The organism is Streptomyces lushanensis (assembly GCF_001700515.1).
Classification (GTDB): Bacteria; Actinomycetota; Actinomycetes; order Streptomycetales; family Streptomycetaceae; genus Streptomyces; species Streptomyces lushanensis.
Genome location: NZ_MAUD01000024.1, coordinates 1 through 18,792 on the forward strand (window position 1 = coordinate 1; position 18,792 = coordinate 18,792).

The following is an 18,792-nucleotide window of genomic DNA, read 5'->3' on the forward strand; positions in this document are numbered from 1 at the left end:
CCTGCGGGGAAGGCGACACCCCGAGCAGTGGTCCATCCCGCGGCTGCCTCCTGCCGGTCAGGGAGGTGTCCCGTGCTGGTCAGGTGGGGATGGGCTGGGTCTGGGTGCAGTTCTTCCATTCGACCCAGGGGCGGGCTCCGCCGCTGGGTCGAATGGAAGAACTGCATCCAGACCCAGCCCACCCCCACCTGACCAGCACGGGACACCTCCCTGACCGGCAGGAGGCAGCCGCGGGATGGACCACTGCTCGGGGTGTCGCCTTCCGCGAAGGCATGTCAGCGCCGCCGCAGCTCCGCCGGCATCAGGGTCGGGTCGTTCCCTGCCAGGTTGGCGCCGTTGGACACATGGACCCTACCCGGACGCGGACGTGACGGAGCTGGCCGACCTCACCATGGCCGCGATCCAGGGCGGCCTCCTGCCGGCCCAAGTCCGCCGCGCACCGGACCCGGCTCCGTCTCGCCCTGCGCGGCGCGCGGGCGGCGTTGGAGGACGCGCTCACCCCCTGCCCCGAAGCTGCACCGAAGCCGCGCTGAAGGCGGTCCGCCTTCCGCCCGGCACGGGCGAACCGGCCCGGACGCCCTTCCGGCGGCGCTGTACGTGTTCATCTTCATCGGCGGCCACGGCGGAACATCGGACTGTCATTCATCCGGTCGCTCGCCGACCGGCCTACCGTGGGATCCGTGTTTACCGACATCGAAGCCTTCGGGGAGACGCTCGCGGCCAGCGGGCTGCCGCCTGTGCTCAGCAGGCGGCACCACGCCGGGGAATTCCGGGCCGGCGTCGTGGCGCGCGGCCTCGGGCCTCTCAAGCTGATCGAGCTGACCACGCCCGAGGGCGAGTGCTTCCGGGACGCCCGTAGCACCCGCGCGGCCGACGAGGAGCTCTGGCAGATCGACCTGGTGACGCGGGGACAGGCGCGCGTCGAGCAGGGCCGCGGCACCGCCGATCTCTCGTCGGCCGACCTGGTCCTGATCGACCCGGCGCGGCCGGTACGGTTCGCCAGCACCGCCTCCACGCACGTCACCATGCTGGTGCCCCGTCGGGAGCTGAGGCTCCGCCCCGGCGACGCCGCCCGCCTGGCCGGCGTACGCATCAAAGGCGACCGCGGCCCGGCGGCCCTGGTGTCCTCACTGGCGCGCGACATGGCCCGGTCGCTGACCGGATTCCGCGCCGGCGAGGCGGACCGGACGGCGGCCGCGGTCATCGAGCTGGTCTCGATGGCACTCGAAGCCCGGCTCGGCGACGTACGCCCGGCCCCCGACGAGGTGCTGCGCGACCGCGTTCTCGGCTATATCGAGGCGCGGCTGTCCGACCGGGATCTCGCCCCGGCCGGGATCGCCGCGGCACACCACATCTCCGTACGCCGGCTCCACAAGCTTTTCCAGGACCAGCCGCTGACGGTGGCGGCCCTGATCCGCCGGCGCCGCCTGGAGCGGTGCCGCGCCGATCTGGCGCGAAGCGGCCGGACGGTCGCGGCTGTCGCCGCGCGCTGGGGATTCGCCGATCCGGCGCATTTCAGCAGGCTCTTCAAGGCGACGTACGGCTACAACGCGGCGGCGCTGACATCCAGCAACCGCGCACGGACAGTCAAGGCGCCCGCCGCCCGGCCTGGTGAGGATGGTGACGCACACATCGCGGAAAGGTAATCAGGTAATCGCATGGAACAGTCGGTCGAGACGATGAGCACCATTCCGACCCGGATGCACGAGGCATGGAACCGCGGGGACGCCGCCGGTTTCTTCGCCGACTTCGCCGAGGACGCCGTGTTCGCGGAGCTCGAGGGAACCGTCCACCGGAGCCGCGCCGAGATGATCACGGCGCACGAGGTGCTCCTCGGCACGGTCATGAAGGGCTCCCAACTGGTACGGGGCGAGGTGCCGTTCGCCCGGATCGTCAGCCCCGGCGTCGGCGTGATCCACAACCGCGTCGGCATCCTCCTGCCGGGCGAGGAGGAGCCGCCGTCGACGCGCTTCTCCATGCAGCTTTTCGTCACGGTGTGGCGGGACGACCGCTGGGTCGTCACGGCGCTGCAGAACGCGCGCGTGCTCTCGCTGGAGGGCATGGCCGCCCTGGAGTCCCTGGCCGCCGGATAGACGCGCCGCGCCCCGATCCCCGGCTACGTCGCCGTCACCGCATCACCGTCACCGCATCGCTCGCCCGGCGCGACCGGGCAGCCGCGACCGCCGAGCACGCCGACCACAGCAAGGCCGACCACAGCAAGGCCGACCACAGCAAGGCCGACGATACCCACGCCGGTCGCCCCGGACAGGGCCACGAGCCGGCCCCCTGAATCTTCCCGCACCGTCGTCACGTGACGACCACGCCCATCAGCCCATGCTCTTCCTGGAGAAACAATGAAGATCATCCGTCCGGCCGTCGCCGCCGTCGTCGCGGTCGCCGCGACCGCCGTCCTCACCGGAATATCCGCCGCGGCCGCCTACGGCTCCCAGGACACCAGTACGGCGAGGACGGCCCGCCACTCGTCCTCCGCACCGGCCGAGAAGGCGAGCCGGCACTGGCAGCACGGAAAGCCGTCGATCGCCACTTCCTGGGAGAAGGCGTGGAACAGCAAGGACCCCAAGCGCCTGGCCGCCCTGTTCACCGACGACGCCCGCTACAGCGACCACGCCCTCGGCCAGACCTTCAGGGGCCGTGACGGAGTCGCCCAGTGGGCAACCGTCACCAAGCAGTTCGTCAACAACGCCACCGTCAAGGTCAACAGCGCGTTCGCCGACAACGGCCAGGTGGCGATCAGCTGGACGTTCAGCGGGCACCTGGCCGGGGCGCCGAAGCCGTTCTCCGTGCCCGCCGTCGCGATCCTCAAGATGCGCGGGAACAAAATCGTCACGAACGACGACTACTACAACCGGGCCGACGTGCTGAGCCAGTCCGGCCTCCCGGCCGACACCGTCTTCAACTGACGGCCGCGGCCCCCTGGCGTACGCCGTCTCGCCCGGGCGAGACGGCGTACGCCAGGCCGCGATCCCTTCGCGGACTTCTTCCGGCCCGCCGATGGAGCACGGTGCCATGCGTCCGTTGACACCCGCCCTCGGTCCACTCGTCGGCAGGCGTGCAGAGATCCGGCGCATCGACGAGCTGATCGGCGCCGCCCGCGGGAGCCGGGGTGGCGTGCTGGTCCTGCGGGGTGAGGCGGGCATCGGCAAGAGCGCGCTGCTGGATCACGCCCGGTCGGCGGCGTCCGGGTTCCGGGTGATCCACGCGTCCGGGTCGGAGTACGAGACGGAGCTGCCGCACGCCGCCCTGCACCAGCTCCGCGTACCGGTGCTCGGCCATCTCGCCGAGCTGCCGACTCAGCACCGCGAGGCCCTCCGGGGCGCGAGCGGACTGGCCACCGGGCCGGCGGACTTCTTCCGCGTCGGAATCGCGGCTTTGGAGCTGCTGGCGTCCGCGGCCCGTGAACGCCCGCCGCTGTGTGTGGTCGACGACGCCCAATGGCTGGACGCGGCGTCGTCGAAGGCGCTGGCCTTCCTCGCCCGCCGCGTCACCTCCGAGCCCGTGACCATCGTGTTCGCGGTCCGGCTCCCGTCCCCGGCGGGCGAACCGGACGAGCTGCCCGGCCTGTTCGTCGACGGGCTCAGCGATGCCGACGCACGCGCGCTGCTGGCGGCGCAGAGCCATGTGACGCTCGACGAGCAGGTACGCGACCGCCTCCTGGCCGAAGCGCGCGGAAACCCGCTGGCGCTGCTCGAACTGCCCGAGGACAATGGTTTCGCCCTGCCGGACACCTCGTCGGTGCCGTCCCGGACCGGGCGCAGCTTCCGGGCCAGGCTCACCGAACTGCCCGCCGGCGCACGGCTGCTGCTGACCCTCGCCAGCGCCGACCCGACCGGCGACCCCCGCCCTGCCCTGGCCCGCTGCACGCCACCTCCGCATCGACCTACCGACCGCCGGCACGGACGCAACCGCCACCGGGCTCATCGAGTTCTCCACCCGCGTCCGCTTCTGCCACCCCCTGGCCCGGTCCGCCGTCTACCGGGCCGCAGACGCGAGTCGGCGCCGTACGGCTCATCGGGTGCTGGCGGAGGTCATCACGGCCACATGGTGAAGGCGGTTCTTCGTCTGCGGGAAACAGCCCGACCGTGCCGTAACGTGCCAGTTGGAGCGGTAAACAGTGGTGTCCAGCGGCGCCCACAAGGCAACCCCGAACCGTTCTGGATCGACTTGGGAAGCCGTGTTGGTGCCGATGCAGGCAGCCATCGGGCGAACAGGATGGAGCAGACTTCCGGCCACGACGGGTAGCCGCCTTGCGCGAGCACCAGGGCCTCACCAGGGCCTCACCAGGACCTCATCAGGGCACTCGCCGGTTTCGGTGAAGAGTTGTACGTCTGCGGCCACGACGGTGCCCGGGCCGGTCGCTGCGGGCGCAACCTCGCCGGCCGGTATGCGGTCTGCTCACAGGTGGGCGTCCAGGAACTCCCCGAGCGCGGTCCTGGACATCGGACCGCTCCTGTCCGCCATCGGCTCGCCCCGATCGATCAGCACGAAGGAGGGCGCGCCGGTGACGCCGTACCGCCGTACGGGGCCGGGGCATCTTGCGATGTCGGCCCGCACGACGATCAGTCGGCCCTCGTAGGTGTCGGCCACCTCCCGCACCAGGGGATCCATTTCCTTGCATGCTGCCGCGGCCTTGGGCCACACCCCGTGGAAGTACGCGAGCACCGGCACGTCCGCCCTCGCCAGGATGAACTCGAACTCGGCGTCCTCATAGGGTTGTTGGACCCTGTTTGCCATCAGCTCTCCTTGACGTTCCGCTCGATGCGAGGCAGTGGGTGCCTCCTTGTGTCCCCCGACCGCGGCGGCCGTACCGCCCGTCAGCGGCCCCTGCGCGCTCGGGCGGCCTTGCGGGCCTCCGCCATCGTGCGCGCCTCCGCGGCCTTGCGGGATTCCTTCGGCGGGCGGCCCGCGCGGGTACCCAGACCCCGGAACGCCGCGTCGCCGGTCTTCGCCCCGTCCTGCACCGGCGGGCGCTTCGCGCCTGTGATGCTGGTCAGCCTCTCCTCGCCGGAGCGAACCTGAGCGACCGCGGGCCGGATCCCGGCTTCCGACATCATCCGGTTCACGTCCCGGCGCTGGCCGGGCGTGACCAGCGTGACCACGCTGCCGGACTCCCCGGCACGCGCGGTGCGCCCGCCGCGGTGGAGGTAGTCCTTGGGGTCGGAGGGCGGATCCACGTTGACGACGAGGTCCAGGTGCTCGACGTGGATGCCACGGGCGGCGACGTTGGTGGCCACCAGCACCGTGATCCCGCCGTCCTTGAACTGGGCCAGCGTGTGCGTGCGCTGCGGCTGCGACTTCCCGCTGTGCAGAGCACCCGCCTGTATGCCGCTGCTCCGCAAGTGGCGGGTGAACTGGTCCACACCGTGCTTGGTGTCCAGGAACATCAGCACCCGCCCGTCCCGAGCCGCGATCTCGGTGGCTGTCGCGTACTTGTCGGCGGGATGGACGTTCAATACGTGGTGGTCCATCGTCGCGACCGAACTCTCCGCCCGGTCGACCGCGGCGAACACCGGCTCACTCAGATATTGCCTGACCAGTTGATCGACGTTGCGGTCGAGCGTCGCGGAGAACAGCATCCGCTGCCCGCCGGGGGGCGTCCGGTCCAGGGTCTCCGAGACCTGCGGCAGGAAACCCATGTCGCACATCTGGTCCGCCTCGTCCAGCACCGCGATCCGCACCCGGTCCAGGTGACAGTCCCGCCGGGCGACGAGATCGGCCAGCCGTCCCGGCGTCGCCACCACGACCTCGGCACCCGCCCGGAGTGCCGCCGCCTGCCGGCCGATCGCCAGCCCGCCGACCACAGTCACCGAGCGAGCGTAGCCCGAGCGCCTCCGCGTAGGGAGCCAGCGCCTCGCTCACCTGCTGCGCGAGTTCCCTTGTCGGTACCAGGACCAGCGCGAGAGGGCGCTTCGGTTCGGCGCGCCGGCCCGCCGTACGTGCGAGGAGCGCCAGCCCGAAGGCGAGAGTCTTTCCCGAGCCGGTCCGCGCGCGGCCGAGCACGTCCCGGCCGGCCAGCGCGCTCGGCAGGGTGGCCGCCTGGATCGGGAATGGCTCCCGTATCCCGAGCCCCGCCAGCACCCCCATCAGCTCGACCGGCAGTTCCAGCTCCGCGAAGGAGCCGGCCGGCGGGAGGCCGGGCGCCAGTGTCCCCGGCACCGAGAGCTCGCCCCGCGGGGCCCTCCCCTGGTCGGACCTGCCGGCTCCGGAGCGACCGGAGGCCGGCTGCTTCGCCTTCATGGGGTTCCTCGTTTCGGCGCCCTGAACGGACCTGGGCCCGTACCTTGTCCGGCACGGGCCCAGGCTCTCTGCAAGCGTGACCCAACCTTACCAGCGCGGGCCTCACGCCGGCCGTCCCGCTCCCCGGCCGGGCAACCGCCCCGGCACCCGCCCGGGGGGATCGTCACGCGCTCAAGGCCGGCAAGCCCCTCGACATCCGGGATGCTGTTGCCGAGCGGTACGAGGGTTCCTGCCGTAGGTGGCCGGGCGCTGGACGCGATCGCCCCCGGCTGGAAACCATGGCGGGCACGGTCGGGGCGCGGGCGGGCACGGTCGGGCGCGGGCGATCAGGGAGTTCGGGATCGATGTCCCGCGCTTGCACTGATACATGACCAGCATGTCCGTGCACGGCGCATACTCGGCCGGAGGCCAGGACGCCGATTGACGAGTGAGAGCGTGATGATGGGCCCCTGCTGACGTCCCTCGGCGTCGCCGCGCCCGTCCCCCACCGATGAATCCGTAGATCACTTCACATCATTCCGGGAGAACCCATGACCGTGAGCAAGAACATCAACAACCCTGTGGGCATGGGCGGCGGCCAGCGCAAGAGGCTGTCCCGCGCCGAACGGCAGAACAATGGTCCGCACCGCAACCTCGACCGCAAGGGCGCCGCCGACCGGAAGGCGGAGCTGGTGCGCAAGATCCGCGAGAAGGCAGGCGCAGCCGAGGGCGCCGGGCAGACGGGCGACGACACCGCACAGAGCTGACGCACCACTGTCGCGGGGCGGCACCGCACAGGGCGGGGCGGCACCGCACGGGGCAGGGCCAGGACCGCGACGCACGGTCCGGGCCCCGCTGCCGTGCCGGGGGGTCTGCGGCCGTACCGAACGCGGCCGCTCCCGCTCAGCTCTCGGCCGACCAACAGCGTCTCGGCCGCCCACCCAAGGATGGGCGTGCCACTACCCGCCGGTCAGGACGGTGGACAGCGGTCAGCAGGGGCCCGAACGAAGCCACTGCGGCACGCTCCCAGGGACGCGTTTCCCCCGGTCAGAGGCGGGCAAGAGTGCCGGGTGCTTCCCAAGCTCAGAGCGCGACTTCGACTCTCGTCACCCGGTCGTGCCGTTCCTTGAGCTCGGGCGCGTCACGGGCGACCCTGACGTGCTCGCGCGGCAACTGGGGCGTCTGCCGGATCACCGCCGCGAGCAGAGTGCCCGGCCGGTGGAAGGGGAAACTCAGCGCGAAACGCCCGCACCCGTCGAATGCCCGACAGAACCGTTCGACCGCGGGCACGGCGGGAACGTATCCGGTCGTCGGATTCAGCTGACCAAGGGCTGTCCCGTAATCGCTGGCGGATCAGCGCGCGGCGTCGGACGCGGTGCGTCGCAAGGCGCAGGGGCACCCGCATACTGGATGTATTCGGGCGTTCCGACAACGCGGCGAGGCGCCGTAGCCGTCGGCGCGCGCCCGCCGGGGATTACGGGACAACCCTTGGGCCATCTCGCTCAGCACTACGATCATCGTCGACTACCTCGGCCCGTCCGGCGTGGCGGCGAAATCGGTCGAAGCCGCGATTTCCTTCTGCGGCTCGATGTCGGCCAGGCGCTCGGTGAGCGCCTTGACGATGATTCCGTAGGAATCGCTTCCCAGCACGATCCGCTTGGGTGCGGGAGTGGTATCCACGCTGCCGATGATGATCGCCGCCATCTTGGCCGGGTCACCCGGAGAGGGACGGGATTCGTCGGCGAGCATTCCGCGGACGAAGGCGGCCGGCGTCTTGGGACGGCGTGCCCGCCGCTGCTCGACGAAGCCGTGACGCATGACCGTCGTCACCAGCGGGGGGCAAGCTCTGCCCGGCCACCGTGATCGGCCTGTTCTCGCGCCGCCCGCTCGGCTACGAGGGGAGGGACGGTTGCGTCACGAGGCCGTCCTGCCCGACAATCGCGCTCCCCCTCCTCCCCTCGGGCCCCTCTCACTTTCCGGGCGGTCGGCGGGTCCCGTTCACAGCAGGAGCGCCCGAGCCGGCCGAAGCCGACCCGGGCGTCCGACCAACACACGTGTACAGACGTCTACTTGACGGCCCGGTAGGCCCGGTGGATCGTCTGCTTCAGGGTGTTGCCGGCCGCGTCCGTGAGTGTCACGCGCAGAGAGACCGGGCCCGCCTTCGCCGGGTGGCGCAGGTCAAGGCGCTTGCCGTCGACCGCCTTCGCCGGGTGCCAGGTCCGGCCGTCGTCGTACGAGACGGAGAAGGCCAACTTGCGGGCGGTGCGCGCGGTGGCCGCGCCCTCGACCGTGAACGGGACGGAGAAACGCGTACCCGCCTCGGCCGTGCTCTCCGTGGACAGCCGGGGCGTGAAGCGGACCACCGACAGGGGCAGCCGCTGCCCGGCACCGGTGACGTGCCCGGAGGTGAAGGTCCACTCGGCGGTGACCCGGGTGGAGACCGACGAGAGGGAGGTGGGGCGGGAGACGTCCGTCGTCAGGCGGTACGTGCGCTTGGCGGCGGGGAGTTCGTACGCGACGCCGGCCAGGTCCGTGTTCGCGGCGAAGATCTCCGTGCCGCCCGCGTGGAGGGTGCTCCTGGCCTTGCTGTAACGGGATTCGCCCACGTGCCCGGCGCCGTCGGAGAAGAGCGGAAGGTACGCCGTGAGGGTGTCACCGACGCGGACCGCGCCCGGACGGTCCTCGCCGCCGGTCAGCGGGCCCGTGAGATGCGGGCCGAAGACGCCGGTGTTGAAGCGCTCGGTGTACTGCTCGCCCGCGCTGTACGCCCGGGGGTTCGCGGTCCACTGGCCGGCGTCGTACACGGTTTCGCCGTCCGCGTCCGTGCCACTCGTCTGCCACACGGAGTACCGCCACCGCACGCCCGGCAGAACGTAGTCGGTGAGGGTGGCGGGCAGGGAGAACTCGGTCGGGTTGAAGTCGGCCCAGAATCCGCCCCCCGGCGTGAGGGGCGCGGCGACGAGCGACCCCTTCTTGTCCTTGGCGGGCTCACCGACGGGGATGGTGACCCTGGCGAACTGCGAGCGCTTCAGGTTCGCGGTGAAGCCGGCCAGATCGCCGGTACGGTTCATCGCCGGCCGGTAGCTCGTACTCCCGTGCGTCCAGGTGCCGTTGTACTGCGCGAACGCCTCGCGGGCGGGCAGCCGGGCGCCGAACTGCCCGACGCGCAGCTTGCCGAAGCCGCCCGTCTCGTACGTGGTGACGCTCTGGTTCCCGTCGATTGCGAACCCGTAGTTGAAGGTGGCGTCGGTGTGCTTGGCCCTCGCGTCCGGCACGGTGATCCGGACCGGTTCGGCCTTGCGGGCGTCCATGACGAGGGTGGTGTCACGGGTGAGCGAGAACTTGGGGTTGAGGAGGAGGGCCAGGTCCCCGGCGTCCGGGGTCGCGCCCGTGTCGATACGGCCTTCGAGGCTGTAACGGCCCCTGGGCAGCCGCACGGTGAACTCGCCGTCCGTGTCGTCCGAGTAGTCGTTCCAGATCTCGCTGTCCAGCCCCTGCACCCCGGTCTGGGACCGCCGGGCGGGCTTCCCCCTGAGGTCGAGATGCCTGACGGTCAGGTCGTACGACTCGGCTTCGCGCTGTACGCCGACACCGGTCCGTACGGTGTTGCCGGCGCCGTCCGTCGCGGTGACCGAGCCGCCGAAGGCGCCGTCGGCCGTGCCCGCGCCGCCGTCGGCGGTGACCTGGGCGGTCGCGGTGGCGCCCGCCGGGACGGTGAGCCGCTTCGGCGAGACCTCGAACATGCCCTCGGCGGCGGGCTTTCCGTCCTCGCCGTACGCCTCGGTGGTGAGGTCGAGGGTGAGGGGGCGGTCGCCGTCGTTGCGGTAGGTGACGGTCTTGGTGACCGGCTTGTCGTCGGTGTGCGGCCACTGCTGGGCGGGGAAGCCTAGGGTGGCGGGGCTGGTGGTGAGTTGCCGGCCGAGGGCGCGGACGATGTCCGTACGGCCCGTGCCCTGCGCGAACGCCGAGACGCCGGGGGTGGGCTCGGCGGACGCGATGAGCGCGGCCTTGAGGCGCTCACCGGTCCAGTCGGGGTGACGCTGGGCGAGGATCGCGGCGGCGCCCGCGACATGCGGGGTCGCCATCGACGTACCGCTCATCGACACGTAGCCGTCGGCGGCCGGGTCGCCCTCCGTGCCCTCGGCGGCCTTCGCGGCGACGATGTCGACGCCGGGGGCGGTGAGGTCGGGCTTGAGGGAACCGTCCGCTGTCGGGCCGCGGCTGGAGAACTCGGCCATCGCGTCGGCACGGTCCACCGCGCCCACGGTGAGCGCGGCGGCGGCGCTGCCCGGCGATCCGACGGTTCCGGCGCTCGGGCCCTCGTTGCCGGCGGCGATCACGAAGAGGGCGCCCGAGGAGGCGGACAGCTCGTTCACCGCCTGCTCTACGGGGTCGTCACCGGGGCTGTCGGGGCCGCCCAGGCTGAGGTTGACCACCTCGGCACCCTGCGCGACGGCCCACTGCGCGCCGGCGATGACCCCGGACTCCTCGCCGTGGCCGCTGTCGTCGAGCACCTTGCCGCTGATCAGCCGGGCGCCCGGCGCGACCCCCTTGTACGTACCCCCGGAGCGCGCGCCGGACCCCGCCACCGTGGACGCCACATGCGTGCCGTGACCCACCCGGTCGACCGTGTCCGCCGCCTCGGAGAAGTTCTCCGCCGCGTCGACACGGCCCTTCAGATCCGGGTGCGTGCCGTCAACTCCGGTGTCCAGCACGGCGACCTTGACGCCCGTGCCGTCGTACCCCGCCGCCCGGGCCCCGGGGGCGCCGATCTGCGCGGTGCTCCGGTCGAGGGCCGCCTCGACCTTCCCATCGAGCCAGATCTTCTCGACCCGGTCGGCGGCGGCCGACCTCTCCCGCGCCGTCCCCCCGCTGCCGGTGAGCGTCTCCCACAGGTCGGCGCCCTCGGACTTACGGGCCTTCAGCGCGTCCCCGTTGACGCTGGGCAGGTCCCGGCCGACCCGGGCTCCGGCGGCGGACAGGGCGCCCGGCGCGAGGGTGCGGTCCTTGGCGTACGTCACGATCAGCGGGAGGTCGGGGCGGGCCGCGTCGTCGTAACCCCACTTGACCAGCTGCGTCACGTCGAACAGCCGCCGGTCGGCGGTGCCGTTCGCGAGGAGCCGCTCGGCGTCACGCGGGACGACGTAGGTGCGGCCGGCGCTCCGCGCAATTCGGAAGGCGGTGCCTTCCCGACCCTTGCCGGGCCGCACACCGGTGACCTGTCCGGTGGCGTCCAGCGTGACCCGGTCACCGGTGACGAGGGTGACTGTCCTGGCCTTGCCGAGGGCGCGGGCCGTGCCTGCCGTGTCTGCCGTACCGCTGTCGAACTGTGCGGCCCCGGACTCCGGGGCACCGAGCAGGGCCGAGGTGAGGGCGGCGGCGACGAGCACGGCGAGAGCGGGAGCCTCACTCGCTCGCCTCTTACGCTGATTCAAGGCATGCCTCTCTCTGGACCTCCGGGCATGGCAGAGCAGCCCGGCGGACGGGATTAAGGAAACAGAGGGGAAAGAGGCGCCCCTTCGTAAAAGGGGCGCGGGGCGTACGGACTCAGACGAGCCGCTTACGACCCCAGAGGAAGAGGAACGCCACGACACCGGCGGTCAGGGCGAACAGAATCGACGCCCCGAACCACTGCATGGCGTTCATCTGCGACAGCGGGAGGTACCGCACCGACCAGCCCACGACATCCTCCTTGTCCAGGCACACCTGCCGTGCCGCGTCGGTCAGCGACCCCGAACAGGTGCCCCAGCCCACCAGATCCCCGCTGCCTGCGACATACGACTGGTCGATTTCGTAGGCGCCGTGAGGGAGCGACGGGAACACGTTCTCGTCTGTGACGCCCTTGTTCGTCGTGACCGTGACGACGTTGCCGAGCGACAGCAGGAAGTAGCCCCAGACGAGCTGGAGGACGACGGTGAAACCGAAGGTGACCACCATGGCCGTCAGCGTGCGCCGCAGCACCACACCGATCGCCACCCCGCCGAAGACGGAGAAGAGGGTGAGGGCGACAGGCACCGGGCCCGTCGTGTTGAACGCCTCGCCCGAGGTCCAGTCCATGACCATGGCCTCGGACTTGACGGGGTTCCACCACCAGCCGAACACCGCCGACAGCACGCCCGTGCTCACCACGACCACCAGTCCGGCCAGCGCCAGCTTCGTGGCGAGCCAGCGGGTCCGGCTCATGGACTGGGCGGCGACCAGCTTGGCGGTGCCGTTCTCCAGGTCGCCCGCGATGAGCGGGGCGCCGAGGAAGACACCGAGCAGGATGGGTATCGCCTGGAGACCCAAGGAGACGAAGGAGAACGCGTCACCGTACTGCTGGAACGTGCCGCCCGCCTCGTCGAGGCTCTTGCCGGGATAGCCGTAGCCGTCGAGGAAGTCGACCAGCCGGCCGCGCTGGTGGACGATCCAGGCCACGCAGAGCGCGGTGGCGGCGAGGATCGTCCAGAACGCGGCCCGGTGCTGGCGCCAGACCAGCCAGGTCATACCGCTGAGCCGGGGGCGCCGGTCGGCCTCCGCGGTGGTCGCCTTCAAGGTCCCGCCGGTGGTCCCGTTCATGGTCCCGCCGGTGGTTCCGTTCTTGCCGTCGCTCGTGGAGCCGGTCGACTTGCTGGTCGAGCCGCGGGTGAAGGTGCTCATGCCGCCACCGCCCCGGCGCCGAACCCCTGGCCGTGGACCTGGGCGGTGGGGGTGATCAGCGGTGGTGCGTCGGGTGAGCGGAGATAGGCGAGCAGGAGTTCCTCCATGTTCGGGGCGTTCATGTCCCAGGGGCCGGTGACCGGGCCCTCGGGGCGGATGAGCGCGGTGAACTGCCGTCCGCTGGTCCGGGACTCGACGAGGGTGTGGTGCCCGAGGGCGGGAGGCATGCCGTCGCCCTCCTTGGCGCCCGTGACCAGGGTGTGCACGGACATCAGCTCGTCCACGTCACCGGCGAGGCGCACTCCGCCGCCGGAGACGACGACGAGGTAGTCGCACACGTTCTCCAGTTCGGCGAGGACGTGGGTGGACATCAGCACGGTGGTTCCGCGCTCGGCGGCCTCGGCGAGGAGGGTGCCCGTGATCTCGTGGCGCACGACCGGGTCGAGGTCGGACATCGGCTCGTCGAGCATCAGCAGGTCGGGGCGCTTTCCGAAGGCGAGGGCGAGGGCGACGCGCGTGCGCTGGCCTCCGGAGAGGGTGCTGATCCTCGCGTCGAAGGGCACGTCGCCCGCGCGGATGATGTCCTCGGCGGCGCGCCGGTCCCAGCCGGGGTTCAGCTCCCGGCCCAGACGCAGGGTCTCCGCCACGGTGAAGCGGCGGAACAGGGGCTTCTCCTGGGCGAGGAACGCTGTGCGCCGACCGGACTCCACCGAGCCCGGAGCCTCACCGAACAGGCTGATCGAGCCGTTCGTCGGCTGCAGGACATGGGCCGCGATGCTCAGCAGCGTGGTCTTGCCCGCCCCGTTGGGTCCCACCAGGCCGCAGATCCGTCCCGCCGGGAGCCGGAAGGAGCAGTCCCGCAACGCCCAGCCCCGCCGGTAGCGCATCCCCAGCCCGTACGCCTCGATCGCCGGTTCCCCCGCGTACATACCTTCACTCACCTGTGCTCCCAGTTGTCGTGGCCCCCGTGGACCCCGTTGTCGTGGACCCCGCCGCCGCCACGTGCCCGGCGGCGTACTGCTTCTCCATCGCCGACGCGACCAGCGCGGCCACGTCCTCCTGCTCCAGACCGGCCCCGGCCGCCTTCGACATCCACGCCACCAGCTCCGCGTACAGCGGCGAGTCGGTGCCCGTCTCGGGGCGGCCCAGCGTGCGGCGTACGAAGGTGCCCTGGCCCGGTCGCGGTTCGACCAGGCCCTCGCGCTCCAGCTCGCGGTACGCCTTGAGGGTGGTGTTCGGGTTGACCGTGCTGGTCTCGGCGACCTCCTTGGCGGTGGGCAGCCGGTCACCCGGCACGAGTACGCCCAGCCGGAGGGCCTGCTTGGTCTGCTGCACGATCTGCTGGAAGGCGGGGACCCCGCTCCGCCTGTCGATGCGGTACTCCACGATCACCACCATCATTCCACTACTTGATTAGTGGAATGATGGTGGAGGAGTGCGAGGGCGGTTGTCAATGCCGGCCGGGGACGGAGCTGCCGGTCCAGCAGTTCTCCTTCCAGACCGTCTCGCCACTGTCCGGGTCCATGACGCCCTGCCACACGCGGCAGCCCGCGACGTCGGCGTCGGCGGGCGGCGTCTTGTCGACGGTGTTGACGAGCTGGTCGGCGCTGCCGCCGGAGACGTTGCCCGCCTTGTCGACCTGTCGGTGCGCTCTGCTGTGATGACGAGCGCACACAACAACACGGCATGCGGAGGCGGAGCAGTGGGCACATGGGGCGCGGGCAACTTCGACAGCGACACGGCGGCGGACCATCTCGCGGCACTGGCCGACAGGCTGGTGTCCGAGGTGACAGACGCCATGGCCGGCGATCCGGTGGAGCTCGAACCGGACGAGTACTGGGGCACGGCCGTTCCCTGCAACCTGGAGCTGCTGCTCGTCCTGGTGCGCCAAGGACGGGTCGGTGTGACCCTGCCCTCGCCCGAGGTGATCAGAGCCTGGCAGGAGATCTTTCTGGGCGTGTGGGAGCGGACGATCGACGGCTTGGAGCCGGATCCCGCGTACAAGGACGAGCGCAGGGTGGTACTCGACGAGACGTTCGAGCGTCTGGCCGAGGCATCGGCAGTGGCGAACGGAGCCACCTCGCTGTGACCGCGGACCATCCCGCCGTCTCTCGGCCGTGATTACGGGCACGCGACGGGGCTTTGTGTTGCCCAGAGCGTCGCAAGGCCGTGTGCGATGAGGGGTGACCGGAACTTCGTGTTCCGGGCACCCCTCGGGCTCAGTGTGACCGGAGTTCCGCGTGGGCGGGGCCGAAGAAGGCCGCGGCGTGGTGGGCGACCTCCTGGTCCGCCAGTTCGCCGGTGCTGCGTGCCTGGTGCAGGAGGGCGCCTCCCCAGCGCATGTCCAGATAGCGCGCGGTACGCCGGAGCATGCCCACCAGGGGCTCGGCGTCGTCGGCCTGACCGCGGGCGAAGGTGCTGACGGCCCAGAGGGTCTTACCGCGCATCCGGCCGCGGAAGTCGAGGTCGGCATGGCTCATCCACGCCGCCCAGTGGTCCAGGTAGAGCTTGGTCTGCGCGGAGACGCTGTACCAGTAGAGCGGGGACACGACCACGATGTCCGTGTGCTCCAGCGTCGCGTCCAGCAGCAGCCTCTCGTGCCTATCCCCGTCAGGGCGATCGTCGTCCTTCGCGAGGGCCGCGGAAGACGGGCCGAAGCCCTCCACTCCGGAGTGATGGAGCCCGCTGAGCCGCAGCCAGCTCCGTTCGGCCTCCGCGGGGAGACCCTCGGCCGCGCGTCGGGCCAGCAGTTCCGTGGCACCACCCACGCGCGGGCTGCCCAGCATGAAGGCGAAGCTGCGCGCGCGAGGCTCGTCGAGAACCCTGCCCGCCACCGCCGCCCTCCCGGCCTCAGTCATGGGCCGGTACGGCGGCACCGGTGCCGGCCGCGAGGCGGAGGTGGCGCTCGGCGTCCTGGCGCAGTTCCTCGCTGTACCGGATCCCGCCGCCCCGTCCCGCGTAGCGGCGGTCGCGTACCCCGCTGGTGCGGCGCAGCACGGTGATGCTGTTCTGCATCAGCTTCTGCGATTCCAGGAGGCTCACCACCTCCAGTTCGCCCGGGTTGGCCTGCTGGAACTTCTCGATGTAACGCAGCAGGGCCTCACCCTCCGGATAGGTCATCAGATAGTGCATGACCACGAGTCCGCCGTCCGGGTTGATCAGCTCCCAGAAGCGGTCGAAGAAGTAGAGGCATTCCCATGCGTCGACCCAGGCGAAGTCGATGGGGAAGAAGTCCTCGGGGAGACGTTCGGCAGCGTCCTTGAGGTCGGAGTTCACGACCGTGACCCGCGCGTCGAGGTCCAGCTCGCGCAGAGCCTCCTGGACGCGGTCGGCGGAGGAGTCGGCGATGGACAGATTGTCCACGGCCACCAGGCGCGGGAGGTAGGGCTCCAGGTGGTGCGAGGGCGAGACCAACGGAGGGTCGGCCAGCAGCCACGCGTCGTCCAGCTCCGCCCCCCGGCCGAGATGTTCCCGGGTCTTGGCGGCGAGCGCCCGGGACTCGAGCCGCACAGCGTCCTCCGCGTCCGCGAGGGCACCGGCGAGAAAAGGCGTGGTGTACCCCATCCCCACTTCCAGGACCCGCTCCGGTCGCAGCAGTTGAACCAGATTCGCGAGCAGCGGGCCCACGACTTCGGTGCCCATGCCCGGCACGCTCAGCCCGCCCACCACATTACGGAACTTTTCACTGTGAATTCTCTGGGACATATTCTCGTCCTCTTCCTGTGAAACCCGGCTCGGCAAGCAATCAAGGGGAGATACCCGATGCGCAGGAACGACTGATTTGTATTTTTTTTGTGAGACTTGTCGGGCTCAATCCCCGGCGGTACTATCTGCACGCATTGCACAATCGAACAGGAGGACATTTGGGGCACAACCGATGCAATCAGGAGGATTGCGGAGCAGTGCTCTGCGAGGCGGCGTTACTCCAGTACCGGGAGGCGGTATCGGTCGGCTCGATCGCCGCGGACTCGGCGACTCCTTGCATCACCGCCCTCGGCCTGCTGGAACCCGCAGCGGGCGACGCCGGACACCTGATTCCCGTACCCCCCTCCGTGGCCGCCGGCCGAGCCCTGGCCCCCATCGAGAAGGAGGTCGCGGCCAGGCGCCAGCACCTCCTCCACCTGACGGAGTCCTTTCAAACCGCGGAAGAGGTATTCACCTCCGCGCGCAAAGGTGAACTGCCCAGCTCCACCGTGTTGCGCGGCGGTGAACTCATCGCCCGTACCATCGATGCCTCGGTGGCCGCCTGCAGGTCCGAGTTGCTCACCGCGCAGCCCGGAGGCCGCCGGCCGCCGGAAATACTGGAATCGGTGGCGCAGCGCAATCTCAATCTTCTGGCGAGGGGAATCCGCCAGCGGACGCTCTATCAGCATTCGGTGTGGTCGCATCCACCGACCGTCGAATACATCAGAAAGGTCGCGGAGGCCGGCGGGGAAATTCGGACGGTGGATGAAATGTTCGACCGGCTTATCATCTGCGACCGGGAGGTGGCCTACATTCCCACCAAACCGGACTACTCCGACGAGGCCCTCGAGGTCCGCGATCCGGCGATCGTCTGGTTCCTCACCAACCTGTTCGAATACGCCTGGGCACGGGGCACCCCTGTCGAGCCGAACATGAAGAACCGCCCGCGCGTCGTCGTCTCCGAGATTGAGCAGAGCATCATCCGCTTCCTCGTCGCCGGCCACACCGAGGAGAAGGTCGCCCGTGGGCTCGGTATCAGCCGGCGCACGGTGGCCGAGTACATCAGCCGCATCTCGCGCCAGCTCGGCAGCGTCAGCAGGGCGCAGCTCGGCTATCTCATCGCCGTCCACGGTCTGCTCTCCGACCAGGTGGTCGTCGCCCCTCACGACGCGGCGGATCATGACGTCACCGAGTAGGCGATGTCCCGCCTCCACTCGCCCACCTCCTTCCGCGGCGCGTCCACTTGGTCCGTACGGTCCCGGTCCGTGCGCTCCTGGTCCGTGCGCTCCCGCGTCGCGCGGAAGCGCGCCGGGAGAGGTGTCGCCGATCTGGTCGGCGGTCCTGTCGGGTTGGCTCTCGGTCACGGACTCCGAGGTGAAGAGACGAACCGGCATGGCAGGTGCTCCGGAAAGAGGGGGAGGAGACATGGACGCCGGTCAGCGGCCCGCGAGGGACACGGCGGCGACCTCGTCGCGGATGGCGGTGCATACCTCGTCCGCATGCTCGAACAGGTAGAAGTGACCGCCCGGCCAGGAGCGTGCGGTGGTCCGGGCCGTGGAGTGCCCGCTCCAGGGAGCGGCGATCCGCGGACCGGCCACGGGGTCGTCCTCTCCTGTGAAGACGGTGAGCGGGGAATCGAGCAGCGGTCCGGGGTGCAGCCGGTAGGTGTCCACGATCGAGAGATCGCCGCGCAGCACCTCGACCATGAGGTCCAGCAGGTCGGGCAGCTCGAAAACCTGCTCGGGAGTGCCTCCCAGGCCCCGCATGAAGGCGGTCAGCCGCTCCCTCGGCCACAGGTGGCGCTGGGCGCGGTCGAGCCGGTGACCGGGCGCGGGCGCCCCGGAGAGCCCCACCCACTCGGGCCGCAGGCCCAGCGCCGAGAGCTCCCGGGCCGCTTCGAAGGCGATCAGCGCGCCCATGCTGTGCCCGAAGACCGCGTAGGGGCCGGACAGCGAGGAGCGGAGTTCCCGTACCACGTACGCGGCGGCCTGCACGGAGGTGCGGCAGGCCCGCTCGCCGGTGGCCATCAGTCGTCCCGGAAGGTCGACGGACCACAGGTTCCACTGTGCGGGAAGCCGTCGGGTGAAGGGTGCGAAGGACGCCGCCGACCCCCCGGCGTGGTGCAGGAACACCAGCGTGACGGGCGCGAGGGAGGATTCGGTGCGCGTCCCTCCCCGGGCGGACACCGGTGCGAGCGAGTGCCGCAGGTCCTTCACCCCGGCCCCCATGGCCATG

Annotated in this window: 19 protein-coding genes and 1 pseudogene; 7 read left to right on the top strand and 13 right to left on the bottom strand. The window is 70.8% G+C overall.

Annotated elements, in window-relative coordinates:
* Window positions 1-680 precede the first annotated feature (680 nt).
* Together BFF77_RS02055 and BFF77_RS02060 are read left to right on the top strand one after the other, a co-directional pair.
* Complete coding sequence (locus BFF77_RS02055; RefSeq protein ID WP_066943167.1) at window positions 681-1,646, top strand: helix-turn-helix domain-containing protein; 966 nt, start codon at window positions 681-683, stop codon at window positions 1,644-1,646.
* A gap of 12 nt (window positions 1,647-1,658) precedes the next feature.
* Window positions 1,659-2,093: an SgcJ/EcaC family oxidoreductase gene (locus BFF77_RS02060; protein WP_066943169.1), complete on the top strand. Its 435-nt coding sequence runs from the start codon at window positions 1,659-1,661 to the stop codon at window positions 2,091-2,093.
* A 23-nt stretch (window positions 2,094-2,116) separates the two neighbouring features.
* Here the strand turns inward: BFF77_RS02060 and BFF77_RS35030 are convergent, their stop codons facing one another.
* Window positions 2,117-2,365, bottom strand: a complete 249-nt coding sequence (locus BFF77_RS35030) for a hypothetical protein (protein WP_141698334.1) — start codon at window positions 2,363-2,365, stop codon at window positions 2,117-2,119.
* Here BFF77_RS35030 and BFF77_RS02065 point away from each other — a divergent pair.
* Both BFF77_RS02065 and BFF77_RS02070 read left to right on the top strand, forming a co-directional pair.
* Window positions 2,355-2,921: a nuclear transport factor 2 family protein gene (locus BFF77_RS02065; RefSeq protein WP_079124743.1), complete on the top strand. Its 567-nt coding sequence runs from the start codon at window positions 2,355-2,357 to the stop codon at window positions 2,919-2,921. The two genes, BFF77_RS35030 and BFF77_RS02065, sit on opposite strands and share 11 nt — an antisense overlap.
* Window positions 2,922-3,027: 106 nt before the next feature.
* Window positions 3,028-4,260 carry an ATP-binding protein gene (locus BFF77_RS02070; protein ID WP_245703098.1) on the top strand — a complete coding sequence of 411 codons (1,233 nt, stop codon included), beginning with the start codon at window positions 3,028-3,030 and terminating at the stop codon, window positions 4,258-4,260.
* Between the two features lie 153 nt (window positions 4,261-4,413).
* Here the strand turns inward: BFF77_RS02070 and BFF77_RS02075 are convergent, their stop codons facing one another.
* Complete coding sequence (locus BFF77_RS02075) at window positions 4,414-4,752, bottom strand: thioredoxin family protein (protein ID WP_066943171.1); 339 nt, start codon at window positions 4,750-4,752, stop codon at window positions 4,414-4,416.
* Between the two features lie 80 nt (window positions 4,753-4,832).
* Window positions 4,833-6,255: pseudogene (locus BFF77_RS02080) on the bottom strand (DEAD/DEAH box helicase).
* 530 nt (window positions 6,256-6,785) lie between these two features.
* Here BFF77_RS02080 and BFF77_RS02085 point away from each other — a divergent pair.
* A complete protein-coding gene (locus tag BFF77_RS02085; RefSeq protein ID WP_066943173.1) occupies window positions 6,786-7,001 on the top strand; it encodes a DUF6243 family protein in 216 nt (71 codons plus the stop codon).
* 316 nt (window positions 7,002-7,317) lie between these two features.
* On the opposite strand, the gene BFF77_RS02090 is transcribed toward BFF77_RS02085, so the two are convergent.
* The 7 genes from BFF77_RS02090 to BFF77_RS02120 all read right to left on the bottom strand — a co-directional run bounded on the left by BFF77_RS02090 (window position 7,318) and on the right by BFF77_RS02120 (window position 14,548).
* Window positions 7,318-7,524 (bottom strand): hypothetical protein, encoded by a 207-nt coding sequence (locus BFF77_RS02090; protein ID WP_066943176.1) that lies wholly within the window; start codon window positions 7,522-7,524, stop codon window positions 7,318-7,320.
* Between the two features lie 234 nt (window positions 7,525-7,758).
* Window positions 7,759-8,064 carry a Rossmann-fold NAD(P)-binding domain-containing protein gene (locus tag BFF77_RS02095; RefSeq protein ID WP_066943178.1) on the bottom strand — a complete coding sequence of 102 codons (306 nt, stop codon included), beginning with the start codon at window positions 8,062-8,064 and terminating at the stop codon, window positions 7,759-7,761.
* Between the two features lie 236 nt (window positions 8,065-8,300).
* On the bottom strand, window positions 8,301-11,669 hold the full coding sequence (locus BFF77_RS02100) for a S8 family peptidase (protein ID WP_079124744.1): 3,369 nt from the start codon (window positions 11,667-11,669) through the stop codon (window positions 8,301-8,303).
* 112 nt (window positions 11,670-11,781) lie between these two features.
* Window positions 11,782-12,873, bottom strand: coding sequence for an ABC transporter permease subunit (locus BFF77_RS02105; protein WP_079124745.1), 1,092 nt, complete (start codon window positions 12,871-12,873; stop codon window positions 11,782-11,784).
* Entirely contained in the window at window positions 12,870-13,802 is a 933-nt protein-coding gene (locus BFF77_RS02110) for an ABC transporter ATP-binding protein (protein ID WP_066943180.1), read from the bottom strand. Before BFF77_RS02110 ends, BFF77_RS02105 begins: the two co-directional genes overlap by 4 nt.
* Window positions 13,803-13,806: 4 nt before the next feature.
* Window positions 13,807-14,274: a GntR family transcriptional regulator gene (locus BFF77_RS02115; protein WP_066943182.1), complete on the bottom strand. Its 468-nt coding sequence runs from the start codon at window positions 14,272-14,274 to the stop codon at window positions 13,807-13,809.
* Between the two features lie 49 nt (window positions 14,275-14,323).
* The gene (locus BFF77_RS02120) at window positions 14,324-14,548 is read right to left on the bottom strand and encodes a hypothetical protein (protein ID WP_066943184.1); all 225 of its coding nucleotides are present in this window, start codon (window positions 14,546-14,548) and stop codon (window positions 14,324-14,326) included.
* A gap of 27 nt (window positions 14,549-14,575) precedes the next feature.
* Here BFF77_RS02120 and BFF77_RS02125 point away from each other — a divergent pair, with 27 nt between their 5' ends.
* Window positions 14,576-14,962 carry a DUF4259 domain-containing protein gene (locus tag BFF77_RS02125; RefSeq protein ID WP_066943186.1) on the top strand — a complete coding sequence of 129 codons (387 nt, stop codon included), beginning with the start codon at window positions 14,576-14,578 and terminating at the stop codon, window positions 14,960-14,962.
* Window positions 14,963-15,092: 130 nt separating this feature from the next.
* Here the strand turns inward: BFF77_RS02125 and BFF77_RS02130 are convergent, their stop codons facing one another.
* Both BFF77_RS02130 and BFF77_RS02135 read right to left on the bottom strand, forming a co-directional pair.
* The gene (locus BFF77_RS02130) at window positions 15,093-15,731 is read right to left on the bottom strand and encodes a flavodoxin family protein (protein WP_066943244.1); all 639 of its coding nucleotides are present in this window, start codon (window positions 15,729-15,731) and stop codon (window positions 15,093-15,095) included.
* The gene (locus tag BFF77_RS02135) at window positions 15,724-16,515 is read right to left on the bottom strand and encodes an O-methyltransferase (RefSeq protein WP_079124754.1); all 792 of its coding nucleotides are present in this window, start codon (window positions 16,513-16,515) and stop codon (window positions 15,724-15,726) included. Before BFF77_RS02135 ends, BFF77_RS02130 begins: the two co-directional genes overlap by 8 nt.
* Window positions 16,516-16,775: 260 nt before the next feature.
* On the opposite strand from BFF77_RS02135, the gene BFF77_RS02140 reads away from it, so the two are divergent.
* Window positions 16,776-17,753 carry a LuxR C-terminal-related transcriptional regulator gene (locus BFF77_RS02140; RefSeq protein ID WP_066943190.1) on the top strand — a complete coding sequence of 326 codons (978 nt, stop codon included), beginning with the start codon at window positions 16,776-16,778 and terminating at the stop codon, window positions 17,751-17,753.
* A gap of 240 nt (window positions 17,754-17,993) precedes the next feature.
* Here BFF77_RS02140 and BFF77_RS02145 read toward each other — a convergent pair whose 3' ends face one another.
* Window positions 17,994-18,791: a thioesterase II family protein gene (locus tag BFF77_RS02145; RefSeq protein WP_245703104.1), complete on the bottom strand. Its 798-nt coding sequence runs from the start codon at window positions 18,789-18,791 to the stop codon at window positions 17,994-17,996.
* Window position 18,792 lies beyond the last annotated feature (1 nt).